General features: G+C 64.7%; 15 protein-coding genes. 11 read left to right on the top strand and 4 right to left on the bottom strand.

All coding sequences use genetic code 11. The features are described from left to right. The 3 genes from secD to ACT3TS_RS14625 all read left to right on the top strand — a co-directional run. Positions 1–1,488 (top strand): protein translocase subunit SecD (secD, locus tag ACT3TS_RS14635; RefSeq protein ID WP_444532249.1); only part of this gene is annotated, 1,488 nt, incomplete at its 5' end. Continuing rightward, positions 1,488–2,483, top strand: coding sequence for a protein translocase subunit SecF (secF, locus tag ACT3TS_RS14630; RefSeq protein WP_444532248.1), 996 nt, complete (start codon positions 1,488–1,490; stop codon positions 2,481–2,483). The genes secD and secF, both read left to right, overlap by 1 nt. Positions 2,484–2,678: 195 nt before the next feature. Then, a complete protein-coding gene (locus tag ACT3TS_RS14625) occupies positions 2,679–4,997 on the top strand; it encodes a RelA/SpoT family protein (RefSeq protein WP_444532247.1) in 2,319 nt (772 codons plus the stop codon). Between the two features lie 159 nt (positions 4,998–5,156). Here the strand turns inward: ACT3TS_RS14625 and ACT3TS_RS14620 are convergent, their stop codons facing one another. The 3 genes from ACT3TS_RS14620 to ACT3TS_RS14610 all read right to left on the bottom strand — a co-directional run bounded on the left by ACT3TS_RS14620 (position 5,157) and on the right by ACT3TS_RS14610 (position 8,368). Continuing rightward, positions 5,157–5,759 carry a hypothetical protein gene (locus ACT3TS_RS14620; protein WP_444532246.1) on the bottom strand — a complete coding sequence of 201 codons (603 nt, stop codon included), beginning with the start codon at positions 5,757–5,759 and terminating at the stop codon, positions 5,157–5,159. Between the two features lie 94 nt (positions 5,760–5,853). Further along, positions 5,854–7,425: a DUF349 domain-containing protein gene (locus tag ACT3TS_RS14615; RefSeq protein ID WP_444532245.1), complete on the bottom strand. Its 1,572-nt coding sequence runs from the start codon at positions 7,423–7,425 to the stop codon at positions 5,854–5,856. Between the two features lie 121 nt (positions 7,426–7,546). After that, positions 7,547–8,368, bottom strand: coding sequence for a peptidylprolyl isomerase (locus ACT3TS_RS14610; protein WP_444532244.1), 822 nt, complete (start codon positions 8,366–8,368; stop codon positions 7,547–7,549). A 234-nt stretch (positions 8,369–8,602) separates the two neighbouring features. On the opposite strand from ACT3TS_RS14610, the gene hisS reads away from it, so the two are divergent. From hisS to ACT3TS_RS14595, 3 genes are all read left to right on the top strand, one after another. Continuing rightward, on the top strand, positions 8,603–9,949 hold the full coding sequence (gene hisS / locus ACT3TS_RS14605; protein WP_444532243.1) for a histidine--tRNA ligase: 1,347 nt from the start codon (positions 8,603–8,605) through the stop codon (positions 9,947–9,949). A gap of 251 nt (positions 9,950–10,200) precedes the next feature. Beyond that, positions 10,201–11,982, top strand: a complete 1,782-nt coding sequence (gene aspS / locus ACT3TS_RS14600) for an aspartate--tRNA ligase (RefSeq protein ID WP_444532242.1) — start codon at positions 10,201–10,203, stop codon at positions 11,980–11,982. 98 nt (positions 11,983–12,080) lie between these two features. Beyond that, the gene (locus ACT3TS_RS14595) at positions 12,081–12,899 is read left to right on the top strand and encodes a GNAT family N-acetyltransferase (protein ID WP_444532241.1); all 819 of its coding nucleotides are present in this window, start codon (positions 12,081–12,083) and stop codon (positions 12,897–12,899) included. A gap of 7 nt (positions 12,900–12,906) precedes the next feature. Here the strand turns inward: ACT3TS_RS14595 and ACT3TS_RS14590 are convergent, their stop codons facing one another. Continuing rightward, complete coding sequence (locus ACT3TS_RS14590; protein WP_444532240.1) at positions 12,907–13,506, bottom strand: acVLRF1 family peptidyl-tRNA hydrolase; 600 nt, start codon at positions 13,504–13,506, stop codon at positions 12,907–12,909. Between the two features lie 32 nt (positions 13,507–13,538). Here ACT3TS_RS14590 and ACT3TS_RS14585 point away from each other — a divergent pair, with 32 nt between their 5' ends. From ACT3TS_RS14585 to alaS, 5 genes are all read left to right on the top strand, one after another. Further along, positions 13,539–14,972 carry a replication-associated recombination protein A gene (locus tag ACT3TS_RS14585; RefSeq protein ID WP_444532239.1) on the top strand — a complete coding sequence of 478 codons (1,434 nt, stop codon included), beginning with the start codon at positions 13,539–13,541 and terminating at the stop codon, positions 14,970–14,972. Positions 14,973–15,255: 283 nt separating this feature from the next. Continuing rightward, entirely contained in the window at positions 15,256–15,882 is a 627-nt protein-coding gene (rpsD, locus tag ACT3TS_RS14580) for a 30S ribosomal protein S4 (RefSeq protein ID WP_444532238.1), read from the top strand. A gap of 286 nt (positions 15,883–16,168) precedes the next feature. After that, the gene (locus ACT3TS_RS14575) at positions 16,169–16,543 is read left to right on the top strand and encodes a DUF948 domain-containing protein (protein WP_444532237.1); all 375 of its coding nucleotides are present in this window, start codon (positions 16,169–16,171) and stop codon (positions 16,541–16,543) included. Positions 16,544–16,569: 26 nt separating this feature from the next. Then, positions 16,570–16,803 (top strand): hypothetical protein, encoded by a 234-nt coding sequence (locus tag ACT3TS_RS14570; protein ID WP_444532236.1) that lies wholly within the window; start codon positions 16,570–16,572, stop codon positions 16,801–16,803. 236 nt (positions 16,804–17,039) lie between these two features. Next, positions 17,040–19,721, top strand: coding sequence for an alanine--tRNA ligase (gene alaS / locus ACT3TS_RS14565; protein ID WP_444532235.1), 2,682 nt, complete (start codon positions 17,040–17,042; stop codon positions 19,719–19,721). Positions 19,722–19,727 lie beyond the last annotated feature (6 nt).

Genomic DNA, 19,727 nt, shown 5'->3' with positions numbered 1-19,727 from the left:
GAGGGCGGGCGCAACGTTGTTGTGAGCATGCCCGGCAAGCCCACGGACGAGGAACGCAACCTCATCAAGGCCTCGGCCAACATGAACTTCCGCCCCGTCATTGCGGCAACGCAGACGCCATCAGGGGCGGTGCCGGAGGCCGAGAGGACTCCGGAAGACAAGCTTCCGGTGCCGACCGCAGCACCCGAGAACGCCAGCGACACCAATTGGGTTGACGCTGCGCTCATGAAGCAGTTTGAAGCCACCAGCTGCATCAAGCCGCTCACCGAGCGGCCCACGACCTCCGACGGCAAGAAGCCGCTGGTCAGCTGTGGCGAAGACGGCATCAAGTACATTCTTGGTCCGGTGGAAGTTCCCGGCAAGTGGATCAAGGACGCCTCCTACGGTTTGCAGGCGGGCGCACAGGGTGCCACGACCAACGAATGGTCGGTTCAGCTGACGCTGCAAAAGCCTGAAGGCGCACAGGCCTTCAAGGCTGTCACCCAGCGCTTGAACGCCAAATACCAGGCCAACCCCGATGACCCGCAGTCGCGTTTTGCGATTGTCCTCGATGACAGCGTCATTTCCGCCCCGGCGTCCATGGCTGTCATCACCGACGGCCAGTCTTCCATCACCGGCCAGTTCACCGAGGACAGCGCCAAGGCGCTGGCCGACCAGCTGAAATTCGGTTCGCTGCCCATCAGCTTCGAGATCCAAAGCGAAATCCAGATTTCGGCAACCCTTGGTTTGCAGCAGCTGGAGATGGGTGTCATGGCCGGTTTGATTGGCCTGCTCCTGGTTGTCATCTATTCGCTGTTCCAGTACCGCGCCCTGGGTTTTGTCACCATCCTGTCCCTTGTCATTGCGGGCGCCATCACGTATCTGGCCATCATCCTGCTCGGCTGGGCGGAAAACTACCGGCTTTCCCTGGCCGGTGTGGCAGGCATTATCGTCGCCATCGGCCAGACCGCAGACTCGTTTATTGTTTACTTTGAACGTGTCAGGGATGAACTGCGCGACGGCCGCGGCCTTGTGGCTGCCGTTGAGAACGGCTGGGCGCGCGCCAGGCGCACCATTCTGGCCTCCAAGGCCGTCAACATTCTGGCCTCGCTGGTGCTCTACTTCGTGTCGGTTGGCAGCGTCAAGGGCTTTGCCTTCACCCTCGGCCTGACAGCCGTGGCAGACCTCATGGTCGTCTTCATGTTCACCCACCCGGCCCTGCAGCTGCTGGCACGCACGAAGTTCTTCGGTGAGGGCCATGCCTTCTCCGGCCTTGACCCGAAGCAGCTTGGCGCCATTCCGCTGTACCGTGGCGCCGGCCGCTTGCGCACTCCGGACGAGACCATGCAAGTAGTGAAGGGCAAGAACGCCCGCGCCGCAGGCGAAGCAGAACGCCGCCAGACCATTGCCGAACGCCGCCTCGCGGCGAAGGAAAATGAAATGGCCGGCAGCAGGGGCGGCGGGGCTGCAAAGCCCGAGTCAAGTGACGACTCCAAGGAGAGCAAGTAATGAAGAGTTTCGCCACTTTTGGCAATGAACTGTACACCGGTGAACGGTCCTACGAGTTCGTTGAAAAACGCAAGATCTGGTTCGGCATTGCCGGCGTTGCCGTGCTGCTGTCCATCTTGATCCCCCTGCTGGGCGGCGGTTTCAACTTCGGCATTGACTTCCGCGGCGGCTCCCAGTTCACCATTTCGCAGGTCGCACACACCGATGTGACCATCGGTGAGGCCGCTGTGGCCAAGGCCGCACCAGGCACGACGGCCGTCGTCACCAACATCGCGGCGGACACCATGCAGGTGCAGACCGACAAGCTCAGCGACGACGCAACGCTGAAGGTCAAGGATGCGCTGAAGTCCGCCTACGGCGTGACGGAAGACCACATCGCCTCCACGTACGTGGGACCGAGCTGGGGCCAGGACGTCTCCCGCCAGGCCATCATCGGTTTCTTTGTGTTTGTGTTCCTTGCCACCATCTTGATGGCCCTGTACTTCAGGACCTGGCGGATGTCGATTGCGGCCATGGTCGGCCTGCTCGTTGTCATGGTGGTGACGGCGGGAGTCTACGCGGCCTCCAACTTTGAGGTCACGCCGTCGGCCATCATCGGCTTCCTGACGATTTTGAGCTACTCGCTGTACGACACCGTGGTGGTGTTTGACAAAATTCGTGAGAATACCGCCGACATCACCAAGTCCACGCGGCGCACCTTCGCCCAGGAAGTGAACCTTGCCGTCAACCAGACCCTGGTGCGCTCCATCAACACCATGATGGTTGCCGTTCTGCCGGTTGGCTCGATTTTGTTCATCGGTGCCTTCCTGCTCGGCGCCGGCACCCTGCGGGACCTGTCGCTGGCTTTGTTCATCGGCATCATCGTCAGCACCTTCTCCACCATTTTCGTGGCCGCCCCCATGTACTCATGGCTGCGCGAGCGGGAACCGGAGCTGGCCAAGCAGGCCAAGAAGGTCCAGCAGCGCAAGGCGGCAGAAACGGTCGACGCCGTCTAGCAGCCGGGTGCCCAGCCCACATGGGTGTTGGGAAGGCCGGGGCCGGATGCCATGCATCCGGCCCCGGCTTTGTTTTGGTCAAATTTGCCGCCCGCGCACCTTAGACTTGATTAATGCCCCGGAGTGGGGGCGCATGGTGAGCAAGTGCGTGAGGGAGGCAATGCGTTGAACGATCAATCGCCCTCGCATGAGATTATGACTGAGAACAGCAGCACAACGGGTCCCGGCACTGGCGCCCCGGGCAGCCGCCCGGCCGAGCCAAGGCCCACTTTTCCGGGACGCCGTGAACGCACCAGATCCCGGCTTGCCCGGCTGACCGGATGGTCGCACGAAAACTACTCGCCCATCCTAGAGCCGTTGCTGCGCATTGTGCGGGCCAGGAACCCGAAGGAAGACTTCGACCTCATCCAGCGCGCGTTTGCCGTGGCGGAAAAATACCATGAGGGCCAAAAGCGCAAGAGCGGCGACCCGTACATCACCCACCCCGTCGCCGTTGCCACGATCCTTGCCGACATGGGGATGACGGGCAGCACCCTGGCCGCGGCACTCCTGCATGACACGGTGGAAGACACCCCGTACACGCTGGCCGAGCTGGAACGTGATTTTGGCTCCGAGATCATGATGCTTGTGGACGGCGTCACCAAGCTCGACAAGGTTGAGTTTGGTGCGGCAGCCCAGGCCGAGACCGTGCGGAAAATGGTCATCGCCATGGCCAAGGACATCCGGGTGCTGGTCATCAAGCTGGCCGACAGGCTGCACAATGCCCGCACCTGGCGTTTTGTCTCCGCATCCTCTTCCGGCAAGAAGGCCCGGGAGACACTCGACATATTTGCGCCGCTGGCCCACCGTCTCGGCATGAACGCCATGAAGTGGGAGCTTGAGGAACTGTCCTTCGCCGCACTGTATCCCAAGGTGTACGAAGAAATAGTGCGGATGGTCCAGGACCGTTCGCCCGAGCGCGAAAAGCAGCTGAGCATCATCCGGCGTGAGATTGTCGAAATGCTGCGGGTCTCCAAGCTCAAGGCCGATGTCACCGGCAGGCCAAAGCACTACTATTCCATTTATCAAAAAATGGTGGTGCGCAACAAGGACTTTGACGACATCAATGACCTCATCGGGGTTCGTGTGCTTGTCGACACCGTGGGTGACTGTTATGCCGCACTGGGGCAGATTCATGCCCTGTGGAGCCCGCTCGTTGGCCGGTTCAAGGACTACATTGCGCTGCCAAAGTTCAATATGTACCAGTCGCTGCACACCACCGTCGTTGGACCCGGCGGCAAGCTTGTCGAAATCCAGATCCGCACCCTTGAAATGCACCAGCGGGCCGAATACGGCGTGGCCGCCCACTGGAAGTACAAGTCAGGGAACAAGGCCCCCGTCAGTGTCCAGGAGGACATGAACTGGCTGCGGACCCTTGTTGACTGGCAGCAGGAAACCAGCGATCCCAACGAGTTCCTGGAGTCCCTGCGCTACGAGATGAACACCAAGGAAGTGTACGTCTACACTCCCAAGGGTCAGGTCATTGCCCTCCCCGAGGGGTCAACCCCGGTCGATTTTGCCTATTCCGTCCACACGGAGGTGGGGAACCGGACCATCGGAGCCCGTGTCAACGGCAAATTGGTGCCGCTGAACAGCGAACTGGCGCACGGCGACACGGTGGAGATCTTCACCAACAAGGCAGAAGGTGCCGGGCCCAGCCAGGACTGGCAAAAGTTTGTCAAGAGTGCCCGTGCCCGCAACAAGATCCGCCAGTGGTTCTCGAAGGAACGCCGCGACGAGTCCATTGAAAAGGGCAAGGACCTGCTGACGAAGGCGATGCGCAAGCAAAACCTGCCGCTGCAAAAAATGATGACCCATGACGCGCTGATGGCCGTCACCGAGCACTTCCACTACGTCGACATTGCCGGACTGTACGCCGCCGTCGGCGACGGTCACACCTCCGCCCAGTCAGTTGTTGAACGCCTGCGCGAGCTGATCGGGGCCAATGACGACATCGAGGATGCGCCCGCACGGCTGGAGACGCACGTGCCCAGCGCCCGCTCGCGCGTGTCCGATTCCGGCGTCATCGTCCACGGCGTGGAGGATGTGCTCGTGAAGCTGGCCAGGTGCTGCACGCCTGTGCCGCCGGATCCCATCGCCGGTTTCGTCACCAAGGGTTCGGGCATTTCCGTCCACCGCCAGGACTGCCCCAACCTGCTGAACCTGAAAAGGGAGCCCGACAAGCTGGTTGAGGTTGAATGGGCGCCCACCCAGTCCGGGGTGTTCCTCGTCGAAATTTCGGTGCAGGCCCTTGACCGCAAGAACCTGCTCTCGGATGTGACGCGGGTATTGTCTGAAAGCCATGTGAACATCCTGGCGGCCAGCGTGAACACCTCCAGCGACCGCGTGGCCATCTCCAAGTTCGCCTTTGAAATGGGCGACCCCAAGTACTTGGACCACGTGTTGAACGCCGTCCGTCGGGTCGACGGCGTCTTCGACGTCTACCGCTCAACCGGGTCGCACCGCCGCGCCTAGCCGGCCTGTCCCGCTGGGCCACCGCATTGCCGTAGCCTTGCCACGCGTGTGGATTTTCCAGCTGGTGATGGCGGTGAATCCCCAGCAGAAGCCCGGTGCCCCCGCAAGCCGGCAGGGGAATCAGGAAGCATTCATGGAGGGCGTGCGGATGATGGGACCTTAATGTGGGGGCGAATGCGGCAAGGGTCCGTCCATCATGCTTTGCAGCAATGCCTGGCCCCTGAGCTTGCCGGGAACATGCGCTGCGGCACGGAGGGCCTGGCGGATCCGTCCGAGCGGACAGTGCAGGGACGGCTGGCGGACCATCGCGGCCAGCACCGCCCGGGCCAGCGGTTCGGGTGCGCTCCTTGCCACATCCAAGGCTGTGCGCAGCGGGCTGGTGACGGGGACGCCGCCAATTCCCTGCACGTCGAAACGTTCAAAATACACTTGGCGCACGGTGCAGCCGCTGAACGGGGGAAGCGAGGCGCTGTTGCCGTCGTTGCCCAGCAGCAGGGCAATCACTTGGGGCAGGGGAGCGCAGCCGTACACCCACGCGGCCGACAGCTGGCCAAGTGCGGCGCGCTGCGTCAGTGCGGCGGGGATGTGGTGCTGCAGGGCGGCAGCGCGGAGGGCCGGGGTCTCGTCTATGCCGGCCGGACGGAACGCTTCGCCAATGACCTGGACCAGCACGCCGTCAAGTTTCATGGCATGCAGTTCGGCGAGGACGAACGCGGTGCCGGGGACAACAAGCGCAGCCGCGGCCGAGGGGGAGTCATTCATGAACCAAGACTGCACCTTGGCCGGGGCAACAAAAAGGCCTCCGGACCGGATTGTGGACAACCCGGGCCGGAGGCCCCGCAAAACAGCTGTTGGATTACGAGAAGTCTGCAGCTGCCTTCTGGATTTGCTCCAGCCACAGCTGACGGGCCGCGAGGGCTTCAGTTGCCTTGGCGACCTTGCGGGCGTCCCCGGCCTTCTGGGCCTTCTCGAGGTCTTCCTGCAGACCGGCGATGGTGGCCTCGAGCTGGGTCAGGGCACTGCTGGTGCGTGCCTTGGCTTCCGGGTCGCTGCGGCGCCAGTTGTCCTCGTCGGCGGCGCGGACGGCGTCCTCAACCTTGCGCAGGCCGGCTTCAACACGCTGCATGTCGTCGCGGGGAACCTTGCCGGCTTCCTCCCAGCGGTCACGGATGCCCTGTAGCGCTTTCTTGGCGGAGTTCAGGTCCTTGACGGGAAGCAGTGCCTGCGCCTCGGCAATCAAGGCCTCCTTGACAACCAGATTGGCGCCAAATTCCTCATCGAGGGCGTTGTTGGCGCTCTGGCGGGCGGCAAAGAACTTGTCCTGGGCACCACGGAAACGGGCCCACAGGGCGTCGTCATCCTTGCGGCTGGCCCGGGGAGAGCTCTTCCACTGGTCCATCAGACGGCGGTACTCCCCGGCAGCAAAGCCCCACTCGGTGGACGTGGAGAGCTCCTCGGCAGCCGCAATCAAGGCTTCCTTGGCCGTCTTCGCGGCAGCATTGTTGTTGTCCAGCTGCGAGAAGTACGCACGGCGGTGGCGGTCAAAGACCGTCCGGGCGCTGCGGAACCGCTTCCACAGTCCCTCCTCGGTGGCACGACCCAGGCGCATCCCGGATTTTTGGGCCTGCTTCCAGAACTCAAAGAGTTCATTCATGCGGGCGCTGCTGACCTTCCACTGAATGGCGGCGGGATCTTCAGCGGCAATGCCCTCGGCCTCTGCCACAATCGCTTCACGCGCAGCCAGTTCAACACTGCGGGCGGCGTCGTGGGAGGCGCGCTCCGCGCCGGCGAGGGCCTTGATGTTCTTCTCGAGCGTGTCGAGGCGGGCCAGGGCGGCGTTGACGTCGCCCACTGAGGTGCGTTCGGCCAGCTGCTCGCGCAGGTGCCCGACTGTCTTGTTCATGTCGGCTGTGGGGGCTTTGGCCTCAACACGTGCCTCAAGCAGGGCGACCTGGGCGAGGATGTCCTCAAATTTGCGGGCAAAGTAGGACAGGGCCTCATCCTTGCTGGCACCCGGGTACTGCCCCACAGGGAACTCTTCGCCATCCAGGAGCAGGAAAACGTGTCCGTCGTCCTCGGCCCGGCCGAACTTGGCGGCTTCGGCCAGGTTCACTGCCGGAGCAGCGGCAGTTGCTGGAGCCGGCGTGGGCGCGGCGGCTGCGGCAGGAGCCTTGGGCCGGGCGGCAAAAGCAGCCGGCGAAGGAGCAGGCGCCGGAGCGGGGGCCGCTGCTGGCGCTGGTGCCGCTGCAGGTGCGGGGGCCGGAACGGGGGGCTGCGCCGGGGCGGCAGGCTCCGGCGTCGAGCTTTCCTGTGCTGGTGTTGCCGGCACTGTAGTCGTGTCTTGCTCTGTCGTTGAAGCAGGCTCAGTGGCTGAGGCTGTCTCTGTTACAGGGGCAAGTGTTTCGTCGGATTCTTGACTGTGTGTCACCGCTAAAAATCTTTCGCTGGTTGGATACTGGCAGGTGGTGCGGACGGGTCTGGCCGGGCCCGTCGTGGTGCTTTTCCCTGGTGCCCAGGCAAATGCCTGTCCGGGGATGGCCGGGTGAAAATTATTTGAGCTGCAACGAGTCTATCGTCACCTTGGTCTTGGGTGCACCGTCCGTGCTGCCGCCTTCGATCCCGTCCTTGGCAATTGCCGTGACTGCGTCGAGGCCGCTGGTGACCTTGCCAACAATCGTGTAGCCGCCATCCTGCTGGCCAAGAACGGTGTCCTTGAAGGTGATGAAGAACTGGGTCCCGTTGGAGTAGGTGGTGTTGGCGCGGGCCACCGCAATGGTTCCGGCAGGGTATTTGCCGTCGGCCGGGGTGTTCTCCACCGGACCCCACTGGTAGTCGGGGTCACCGGCGCCGTCGCCCTTGAGCGAGCCGCACTGCAGGACCCCGAAGTCGGGCGCGTCGGCCAGCCGGTGGCAGTTCTTGCCGGCCATGAAACCGGAGTCGGCCAGGGACTTGAACACGGCGGCGGCCTGCGGGGCCTTGGTGCCATCCAGCTCAACGCCCAGCGGCTTGCCGTTCAGCGTCAGTGTGCCGGTGAACGTCTTGCCCGCGGCCGTGTCGGCGTTCGGGACGGTGGGGCTGTTGGTTCCGGCCGGGCTGCTGGTGGCGGGCGCACTCTCGGAAGGTGCGGCGCTGGGCTCCGCCGAAGCGTCCTGGCCGGCCTCGGGGGCCGCAGCCCCGTCGACGTCGTCCTTGGGCGTGAACACTGTCAGGGCCAGGACAACGGCAAGGACAAGGGCGGCGCCAATGGCGATGAAGGCGATCAAGTTGTCACGCTTGCGCCGCTGCAGCTGCTCCACATGCAGCGCCTGATTGGCCTCCATGCGTGCAACGCGTGACTTTGCTTCCCGGCTGGACTTATTGCTGTTGACCAACTGTGCCTCTCCTTCAAATCGGACGGTATGTTCACCCGGCACAGTTTCACTCGGGCGGGGTAAGTTAGGGGTGGTCCGCCAAACCTTATAAAATGGCGGACGGTGTCAGTTTACCCATGGATCCGCCGCACAGCGGCGAGCATGACAGGGCAAGCCGCACACGATCACGCATACCCGTCCCGCCGCATCCCGCTCGAACCCACGGATCCGGTGCATGTTAGGAGAGCAACACCCATGGCACGCAAAGCCTCCTTGTCAGGTTTCCCCGAATTGCTTCCCGAGGAGCGGCTGGTGGAACAGCACGTGCTCGACACGCTGCGGCGCACCTTTGAGCTCCACGGCTTCGGTTCCATCGAGACGCGGGCCGTGGAAACCGTGGGCCACCTGCTCCGCAAGGGTGAGATCGACAAAGAGGTTTACGGGCTCTCCCGCCTGCAGGACGACGACGGCAACACCGCCACCGCCGCCAAGTCCGACCCCAATGCGCTGGCCCTGCACTTTGACCTGACAGTGCCCTTTGCCCGTTACGTTGTGGAGAACGCCGGGCACCTGTCCTTCCCGTTCCGGCGCTACCAGATCCAGAAGGTGTGGCGTGGCGAGCGTCCCCAGGACGGCCGTTACCGCGAGTTCACCCAGGCTGACATCGATGTGGTGGCCGACGGCGTCCTGCCCTTCCGCTATGACGTGGAACTTGCGCTGGTGATCGCCGAGGCACTCTCCGCCCTGCCGATTCCAGCCTTCAAGCTGCGCATCAACAACCGCAAGCTGGCCGAGGGCTTCTACCGCGGCATCGGCCTGACCGACACGGCCGGGGTGCTGCGCAGCATCGACAAGCTCGAAAAGATCGGTGCCGGGAAGGTGGCGGAGCTGCTCAAGACCGAACTCGGCGCCACAGAGGAACAGGCCGCCAAGGCCCTGGCCCTGGCCTCCATCCGGACCGAGGACACCTCCTTCGTAGCCGCCGTGCGCGCCTTGGGCGTCAGCGACGAACTCATGGAGGAAGGCTTGAATGAACTAGAACAGGTCATCGCCGCAGCCGTGAAAAGCGCACCCGGCTCCGTTGTGGCCGATCTCTCCATTGCCCGCGGCCTCGACTACTACACAGGCACCGTGTACGAAACGGTGCTCGTGGGCCACGAAGCGCTGGGCTCCATCTGCTCCGGAGGCAGGTACGACGCACTTGCCTCGAAGGGCAACCGCAAGTTCCCCGGCGTCGGCCTCTCCATCGGCGTCACCCGGCTGGTGGCGCGCATCCTGAGCCAGGAATTCGCCAAGGCCTCCCGCAGCGTCCCCACCGCGGTGCTTGTCACCCTGACCGACGAGGACAGCTGGTCGGGCGCCCAGGACGTCGCGACTGCGCTGCGCGCCCGCGGCATTTCCACCGAGGTCGCCGCGAAGGCCGACAAGTTCGGCAAGCAGATCAAGTACGCCGACAACCGCGGCATCCCCTACGTCTGGTTCACGGACGAGACCGGTGCCCACCAGGTCAAGGACATCCGCTCCGGTGACCAGCTTGCCGCCGACCCGGCCGCCTGGCTGCCCCCGTCCGTTGACCTGAGCCCGCAAATCGTCAAGGCGTAAGGTGCGGCTCCGGGCGCCGGCCCGCCGCTTGCGCTGCGGTTCCCTCGCGGGCAGTAAGATTTCTCGCCCGTCCCTCGTTCCTCGGACCGTGCGCGGAAATCCATCCCCGCTCCGGGAACCGCAGCTCCAGCGGCACCACGGGCCAGCCGGGCCGGCCTCGACCAGCGGCGCAACGAATCACCGGTAAACTTCCAGACAGACTCATTTTTGCGGCCCGGACCGGGCTGTTCACCACGATTGAAAGGAATGCTGTGCTGCGCACACATGACCTGGGCTCCCTGCGGGCCGAACACATTGGCCAAACTGTCACGCTCTCGGGGTGGGTTGCCCGCCGCCGAGACCATGGCGGAGTCGCCTTCCTCGACCTGCGGGACGCGTCGGGCGTGTCGCAGATTGTGGTGCGCGAGGAAGAAGTCTTCCATGCGCTGCGCAACGAGTTTGTTTTGCAGATCACCGGCACGGTGTCCCGCCGCCCCGAGGGCAACGAAAACCCGACCCTCGCCACAGGTGAGATTGAAGTCATGGCCGATGACGTCGTCGTGCTTAATGAAGCGGCACCCCTGCCGTTCCAGGTGGACGAGCACGTGGAGGTTGGTGAGGAAGCGCGCCTGAAGCACCGCTACCTGGACCTGCGCCGCCCGGGCATGCAGCGCAACCTGCGCCTGCGCTCCGAGGCGAACCGTGTGGCCCGCAACCTGCTGCACGAGCAGGGTTACACCGAGATTGAGACCCCCACGTTGACGCGTTCGACGCCGGAAGGCGCCCGTGACTTTGTGGTGCCGGCACGCCTGGCCCCGGGTTCCTGGTACGCGCTGCCGCAGTCGCCGCAGCTGTTCAAGCAGCTCCTGCAGGTGGGTGGCTTCGAGAAGTACTACCAGATTGCCCGCTGCTACCGTGACGAAGATTTCCGTGCGGACCGCCAGCCGGAGTTCACGCAGCTGGACATCGAGGCCAGCTTCGTCGACCAGGACGACATCATCGCCCTGGGCGAGAAGGTTGTTTCCGAGCTGTGGAAGCTGATCGACGTTGAGATTCCGATGCCGATCCAGCGCATGACGTACCGCGACGCCATGGCCCGCTTCGGCTCCGACAAGCCGGATCTGCGCTTCGGCCTGGAGCTGACCGAAATGACGGAGTTCTTCAAGGACACCGGGTTCGGCGTTTTCAAGGCACCCTATGTTGGTGCTGTTGTCATGCCCGGCGGAGCCTCACAGCCCCGCCGCCAGCTTGACGCCTGGCAGGAATGGGCCAAGCAGCGCGGCGCCAAGGGCCTGGCCTACGTCTTGGTCAAGGACGAGGGCGAGCTGACCGGCCCGGTTGCCAAGAACCTGACGGACACCGAGCGTGCCGGCCTGGCCGACGCCGTTGGCGCCAAGCCCGGCGACTGCATCTTCTTTGCCGCCGGCGAGGTTTCCACTTCACGCTCCCTCCTGGGTGCTGCCCGTGTCGAGATCGGCCACCGCACCGGCCTGATCGACCCCAAGGACTGGGCCTTCGTCTGGATCGTGGACGCGCCCATGTTCGAACCCACCAGCGTTGCCGTTGGTTCCGGCGACGTGGCCCTGGGCCACAGCGCCTGGACGGCCGTGCACCACGCGTTCACCTCGCCCAAGCCCGAGTTCATGGACACCTTCGACACCGATCCGGGCGAGGCCCTGGCCTACGCCTACGACATTGTCTGCAACGGCAACGAAATCGGTGGCGGTTCCATCCGTATCCACCGCCGCGACGTGCAGGAGCGCGTGTTCGGTGTCATGGGCATCTCCGAGGCTGAAGCCGACGAGAAATTCGGCTTCCTGCTGGATGGTTTCAAGTTCGGCGCCCCGCCCCATGGCGGCATCGCCATCGGTTGGGACCGTGCCGTGTCCCTGCTGGCCGGTGTTGACTCCATCCGCGACGTCATTGCCTTCCCGAAGTCCGGCGGCGGCTACGACCCGATGACCGAGGCACCCGCCCCGATCACGGCGCAGCAGCGCAAGGAAGCCGGCGTGGACTTCAAGCCCGAAGCCAAGCCTGAGGCTGACAGCAAGTAACACCCGTGCGAAAGGCCGGTCTCCCAGCTGGGAGACCGGCCTTTTGCATGCCCGCCTTGCGTGCCAGCCCGCGTGCGGGTGGACGTTAGCATTGTTCAATGCTGAAACCGGAAACCGCACAGTCTTCCCTTGACGTCCTGGAATCCCTCATGGACGCTGCGTGGCCCGCCCTGGAAAGTTCGACGGCGGACGGCTGGAAGTTGCGCTCGGCGGGCGGGGTAACGCAGCGGGCCAACTCCATTTGGCCCGTTTCCGAAGGCAGCGGCTCGGCCGCTTCGTTGCGGGCGGCGGAAGACTGGTACGCCGCACGGCGGCAACCGGTGATCTTCCAGCTCACCCACAAGCCTGAAAACGCCGCCTTGGAATCCTTTCTGGACACGCGGGGCTACTCGCGGCAATCCGAAACCATCATCATGGCGGCCACCCCGGTGCCGACGGCCACCCCGGTCCCAGCGGTGGCTGTCAGCCAGGTTCCCGGATCTGCCGGCGTCCGCGTCGACGTGGCGGACGCTCCGTCGCAGGAATGGCTGGATTTGTGGTGGGCCGTTGATGGCAGGGGAGGGGCTGCGGAGAAACAGCTTGCCGGGCGAATCCTCGCCGGGGTGCCGTCACTGTACGCCGCCGCCCGCAATGACACCGGGGAGGTGGTGGGAACCGGCAGGCTCACCATCGTGGACGGCTGGGCCGGCGTATACGGCATGGCCACCCATCCCGACTTCCGGCGCCGGGGCGTGGCGGGTGCCGTGCTGTCGGAACTGCTGCGCCAGGCGTCGGCGGCCAATGCGGAACGTCTGTGGCTCATGACGACGGCTGCGAACACCGGGGCTCAGGCGCTGTATGCGGCCGCAGGATTCACTGAAGTGGGCCGCTACCACTACCGCCAGGCCCCGCTGCGCCGTTCATTGGGCGCCTGCTGACCGGCGGTCAGGCGTCGGTGATCTGGATCCGCACGGCGCAGAAATCCGCGGCCGCCTTCTCCAACACCACCATTTTGGGATCCGTCACGGGCAGCGGAACAAGCCTCGGCCGTCCCGCCACTGTGCGGAGCTGCGGCGAGGCCAGTACAGATTCAATGAGTTGCTTGTCCCCGCCTGTCGCCAGATATTCAAAGCCCTGACCGGCAAAAACTTTCACGGCTTCAGCAACGGCCCGCTCGGCCACTGCCGCGCCGTGATTTCCGCCCCGGGACCTCGCGGAGGCGGTGCCCACCTTGTGCGCCACCAGCTTTCCGGCCACGGCCACACCGACTGCGTACCCTCCACGGCGCACCAGCACCAGGCCGAGCCGACGCTCCTGCGCTGCCAGTGAAACCAACCGTTCCACGAGCCCGGCACCCCGGCCGGGCCTGCCGTCGTCGGGCCACGGCGGGGCGAGCAGTGCGGTGGCGCCGTCGCGCATGGCCAGCATCACGCCGTCGTCCGTGTCACCGGCGGACTCCAGGCCCTGGTGTGCGGCGGTGAAACGGTCCACCCAGCCGGTCAGGCGGTCGGCGGGGACATGGGCGGTGCGCTGGGCGTGGTTCACGCTGCCACACTACCGGGCGATAGCCTTAGGGGGTGAGTGACCTCTTTAGCGCCCTTCACGGGGACGACGACGCGGACGACGACGGCACCCTCGCCTTTGGTGGCGGGGCGGCCGATTCGGGTGCGCGCCCGCGCAGCCCCCTGGCGGTGCGCATGCGGCCCCGCAGCCTTGACGAGGTTGTGGGCCAGCAGCACCTGTTGGGCCCGGGCTCGCCGCTGCAGATGCTGGCGGCCGGCGGCAGCGCCGGGGGAGCCGCCGGGCCCGCCTCCGTCATGCTGTGGGGGCCGCCCGGGACAGGGAAAACCACACTCGCCCACGTCATTGCGCGCGGGCCGGGCCGGAAGTTCGTGGAGCTTTCGGCCATCACAGCCGGGGTCAAGGACGTCCGCCGGGTCATGGACCAGGCGCTGACCGACAGGGACCTGCACGGGCGCACCACGGTGTTGTTTCTGGATGAGATCCACCGCTTCAACAAGGCCCAGCAGGATGCGCTGCTGCCCGGGGTGGAAAACCGCTGGGTGGTGTTGATTGCCGCGACCACCGAGAATCCCTCGTTTTCAGTGGTTGCGCCGCTGCTCTCGCGTTCCATCCTGCTGACCCTGCAGCCGCTGACCAATGCGGACATCCACGGCCTGTTGGAACGGGCCGTCACGGACCAGCGCGGCCTGGACGGCCTGGTGTCGCTGACCGATGAAGCCATGGACCACCTGGTCCGGCTCGCGAGCGGCGATGCCCGACGCGCCCTGACAACCCTTGAGGCCGCCGCCGGCGTGGCGTTGTCCGAGCTGCCGGCTGAGGACGCACAGACCGATGAGCCGGTCAATATCGACCTGGCCGTGGCTGAGCGGGCCATTGATGCCGCCGCCGTGCGCTACGACAGGGCCGGGGACCAGCACTACGACATCATCAGCGCGTTCATTAAATCCGTGCGCGGCTCCGACGTTGACGCAGCCCTGCATTACCTCGCCCGGATGTTGGAGGCGGGGGAGGACCCGCGCTTCATCAGCCGCCGCATCATGATTTCAGCCTCCGAGGACATTGGCATGGCCGACCCCACCGCCTTGCAGGTGGCCGTGGCCGCCGCCCAGGCCGTGGCGCTCGTTGGCATGCCGGAGGCCAAGATCATCCTCGCCCAGGCCGTGGTGCATCTGGCCACGGCACCGAAATCCAACGCCTCGTGCAACGGCATTTTCGCCGCCATCGCCGACGTCCGGGCAGGCAAGGGCACCACTGTGCCGGCGCCGTTGCGTGATGCCCACTATGCAGGCTCCGCCGGCTTGGGCCATGGCAAGGGCTACATTTACGCCCACGACGCCCCCCACTCCATCGCCGTCCAGCAATATCCACCCGACGACCTGGTGGGCAAGAACTACTACACACCCACGGGCAACGGGCATGAACGCGAGCTGGGTCCGCGGCTCACCCGGCTGCGGGAGATCATCCGCGGCACCGGTTCGGCGAAATAACGCGTCCCCTCCGGCGGCTGCTTCAACGCAGAAGCCACGCAACTCACCACTCGCCGGGTTTCGGGAGCGGGAGCCAGTGCACGCCGTGCGGGTGGTAGAGTTGACCCCGCACTGGCAAGCTCTGGCTCCATGCACAACATCACGATCCTCACAGCGGGTATTTCCCGCGCCCTGGCGCGAATTGTTGTCCATGCCCAGGTGCTGCAGCGATGGGTTGCAATAGCCCCAACTCTCCACAATGGAGGCCAGCCAAACACTTATTGCACATATTGGAAGGACACAAGTGGCTAACAACACACGTGCCCGCCGGCAGGCCCGCCTTTCGCGGTCCCTCGGCATTGCCCTGACTCCGAAGGCCGCCAAGTACCTGGAGCGCCGCCCGTACGGCCCCGGTGAGCATGGCCGTGCCCGCAAGAAGCAGGACAGCGACTACGCAGTACGCCTCCGCGAAAAGCAGCGTCTGCGCGCCCAGTACGGCATCCGCGAAGCACAGATGACCCGTGCCTTCGAAGAAGCCAAGCACACCAAGGGCATGACCGGTGAAAACCTGGTTGAGATCCTTGAAAGCCGTTTGGATGCCCTGGTTCTGCGTGCAGGCTTCGCCCGCACCACCGCCCAGGCACGCCAGCTGGTTGTGCACCGCCACATCATGGTTGACGGCGCCCGCGTGGACCGCCCGTCGTTCCGCGTTGCCGAGGGTCAGCTGATCCACGTGCACCCGCGCAGCCAGACCATGGCTCCGTTGCAGCTTGCTGCAGCCGGCGCGCACCGCGACGTGCTCCCCGCCGTCCCGGCCTACTTGGATGTGAAGCTGGAGAGCCTGCAGGCCCGCCTGGTTCGCCGTCCGAAGCGTGTCGAGGTTCCCGTAACCTGTGAAGAGCAGCTGGTTGTTGAATTCTACTCACGCTAAATTCATTTAGCGCCAAGTAGGGCTCGAGTAACTCGCAGCTTGAAACACAAAACAGCCCGCGGCCCCGCCGCGGGCTGTTTTGTAGGCAAAACTGGTGGCATGGAAAGCTGCGTTGTCGCCCAAGCCGCCCATCTTTTGGACTAAGGTGTTTGGGAAACATGTTGCCACAGGCACCAGGCGGCAAGTACCAGAGCGCATGAACCCGAGAACAAGCACTGCGGCACAAGCAGCGAGTTGCGGACAACGGCCAACCGGCCAACGAGCAAGGAATTGAGGCGGCACGCACATGAGTGGTGGCGACATTGCAGGATTGATTGCGGCAGGCGTTTTTGCCGTCTTGGTGGCTTTGCTGGCCGTACCCATTTTCAAGCTTGGCAAGGTGTTCGATGAAATTCGGACCACCATCAAGCAGGTTGGCGACGGCACCACGCCGCTCATTGACGAGGTTACCGCCACGGTCGCCACAACCAACACGCAGCTGGGCAAGGTGGACGGGATCTCCAACAACGTCTCCGACGCCACCGCGAACATCTCAGCACTGTCGGCGCTCGTGGCAGCAACGATCGGCTCGCCGCTGATCAAGGTGGCGGCGTTTTCCTATGGTGTCCGCCAGGCCGTTGCCGGCCGCAGGAAGCCCGTGCGCGCCCGGCGCAGCCGCTAAAAGAAGCCACTGAAGGACAAAAACTGATGAAGAAAATCTTTTGGCTCGGCGTGGGCATCACCATCGGCGTTGTCGCCGCCCGCAAAATTGCCGCGGCACGGGGCGCAATCGGCCCCGAAGGCCTCAACCGCGCCGTGGGCCGCGTCAGCGATGCCGTCCACGACTTTGCCGACGCGTTGCGTGAGAACATGGATGAACGTGAAACTGATTTGCGGGTGGCACTGGGCGTTGACCAGGCACCCAAAACCGCGCGCCACTAGGCCGCCGGACGCCACCAAACAGTCTTAGGCGCCACTACGCAAGTCAAACGGCACCTTGCAACGCATGCAACGCAGTCACGGCTGGCACCGGGATGGCGAGCACCGCAGCAGGACTGAACCGGAGCCGGCGTGCGTTGCAACAAGCCAAGGCAATGGATTTGACACCCGTTCCGCCGCAACGCGGCAGGAGCGCCAGAATGCTAGACCTCTAGATCTATGAAGGAGCCACCAGGCTAATGAAAACGCACGACATTGCACGCCGCTGGGTAGATTTTTTCACCAGCAAGCAACACACCCCCGTGCCCTCAGCCTCCCTGGTGTCCTCCGACCCGTCACTGCTCTTCACCGTGGCCGGCATGGTCCCCTTCATCCCGTACCTGACCGCCCGCGAGGTGCCGCCGTTCAAGCGCGCCACCAGCGTGCAAAAGTGCATCCGCACCGGCGACATCGAAGAGGTCGGCAAGACCGTCCGGCACGGCACGTTCTTCCAGATGTGCGGCAACTTCTCCTTCGGCGACTACTTCAAGGAAGCCGCCATCCCCTACGCCTGGGAGCTGCTCACCAGTTCCATGGACGACGGCGGATATGGGCTCCCAGCCGATCGGCTGTGGGTAACGGTATACGAAGAAGACGACGAAGCCTTCGCGATCTGGCGAGACGTGGTGGGTGTCCCCGTTGAGCGCATCCAGCGCATCGGCAAGGAAGACAACTACTGGTCCACCGGCCAGCCCGGCCCTGCCGGCCCGTGCTCGGAAATCTTCTACGACCGCGGCGCCGAATATGGCATTGACGGCGGCCCCATCGCCGACGAGACCCGTTACATTGAAATCTGGAACCTGGTGTTCATGCAGTACCAGATCGACAATGTCACGTCCAAGGTCGACTTCGACGTCGTCGGCGAGCTGCCCAACAAGAACATTGACACGGGCCTGGGCCTGGAACGCCTGGCCATGATTCTCCAGGGTGTCGAGAACATGTACGAGACCGACCAGGTCCGCCCCGTCCTGGACAAGGCCGCCGAGCTGTCCGGCAAGCAGTACACCTCCACCGAGGACCCGGCCGATCCGCACCACATCGACGACGTGCGCCTGCGCGTTGTTGCCGACCACATCCGTTCCTCGCTGATGTTGATTTCCGACGGCGTCACGCCCACCAATGAGGGCCGCGGCTACGTGCTGCGCCGCCTGATCCGGCGTGCCGTCCGTTCCATGCGCCTGCTGGGCGTGGAAACGGCCGTGCTCCCCGAGCTGCTGCCGGTGTCCCGTGACGCCATGAAGGGCGCCTACCCCGAGGTGGAGACCGACTTCGCCAGGATCTCCCGCATCGCCTACGCCGAAGAAAAGTCCTTCCTGCGCACCATCGCCAGCGGCACCGCCCGCCTGGAAGAGGCCGTAAAGGAATCCAAGGCAGCCAACACCTCGCTCTCCGGCGAAGAGGCCTTTGCCCTGCACGACACCTACGGTTTTCCCATTGACCTGACACTGGAAATGGCCGGCGAGGCGGGCCTGGCCGTGGACGAGCCCGGCTTCCGCGCGCTCATGCTCGAACAGCGCCAACGCGCCCAGAAGGACTCCAAGGCCAAGAAGAGTGGCCACGCAGACCTGTCCGTGTTCCACGACCTCCTCGCCAAGGGCGAAACGGTCTTCACCGGCTACACCGAACTTGAGGGCGAGGGGCGCGTGCGCTCCATCCTGTCCAACGGTGCAGCCGTGGCGCATGCCTCAACGGGGGACGAGGTTTCCCTCGTCCTGGACGCCACACCGTTCTACGCCGAGGCCGGCGGCCAGGCCGCAGACACCGGATTGATCACCGGTGACGGCTTTGTCGTGGAAGTCCTCGACGTGCAGCGCCCCATCAAGGGCCTGAGCGTGCACCGCGCCATCGTGCGCGAAGGTGAACTGCCGGCGGACGCGCTCGTGCGTGCCGCCGTCGACCGGGAACGCCGCCACGCAGCGGAACAAGCACACACGGGCACTCACATTGTGCACGCAGCCCTGCACCAGATCCTCGGCCCGGAAGCCCTGCAGCGCGGCTCCTTCAACAAGGCCGGCTACCTGCGCTTTGACTTTGCCTGGGGCGAAGGGCTGAGCCCCGCAACGCGCTCGGAAATTGAAGAGGTGGCCAACGTCGCCATCCGCAACAATTACCGTGTCGACACGAAGGTCATGGATCTGGACGCCGCCAAGGCGCTCGGTGCCACGGCGCTGTTTGGCGAAAACTACGGCTCCGAGGTGCGCGTGGTGGAGATCGACGGCGCCTGGTCACGCGAGCTCTGCGGCGGCACCCACGTTGACGCCACCTCCCGGATCGGCTCCCTGACCCTGTTGGGCGAGCAGTCGGTCGGTTCCGGCAACCGCCGCGTTGAGGCCTTTGTCGGCATGGACGCCTTCCGCCACCTCGCCGCCGAGCGTGCCCTTGTTTCCTCACTCACGGACATGCTCAAGGTGCCCTCGAACCTTCTCCAGGAGCGTGTTGCCGCCACCCTGGCCAAGCTCAAGACGGCGGAAAAGGAACTGGACCGGCTGCGCAAGGAACAACTCGGCGCCGCCGCAGCCAACCTTGCAGGCACGGCCGTGGACGCCAACGGGGTGCGTGTCATTGCGCACAACGCCGGGGACGTCAGCAGCGCCGATGACCTGCGCGGGCTGGCACTTGACCTGCGCGACCGGCTCGGCTCGGCGCCGTCGACCATTGCCGTGGCCGGTGCCAGCAACGGCCGCCCCATCGTTTTGATCGTCACCAACGAGGCGGCCCGCGAAGCCGGCATCAAGGCAGGGAACCTGGTCAAGCTGGCCTCAGGCATTCTGGGCGGCGGCGGCGGCGGCAAGCCGGACATGGCACAGGGCGGCGGCTCCGACGTCAATGCCATTGATGCGGCACTGACGGCCGTCAGCGACGCCGTGAAGAATCGGCCGTAGGGATTC

Source organism: Specibacter sp. AOP5-B1-6 (assembly GCF_052376555.1).
GTDB lineage: Bacteria > Actinomycetota > Actinomycetes > Actinomycetales > Micrococcaceae > Specibacter.
This window is presented reverse-complemented; position numbering and strand designations above follow the sequence as displayed.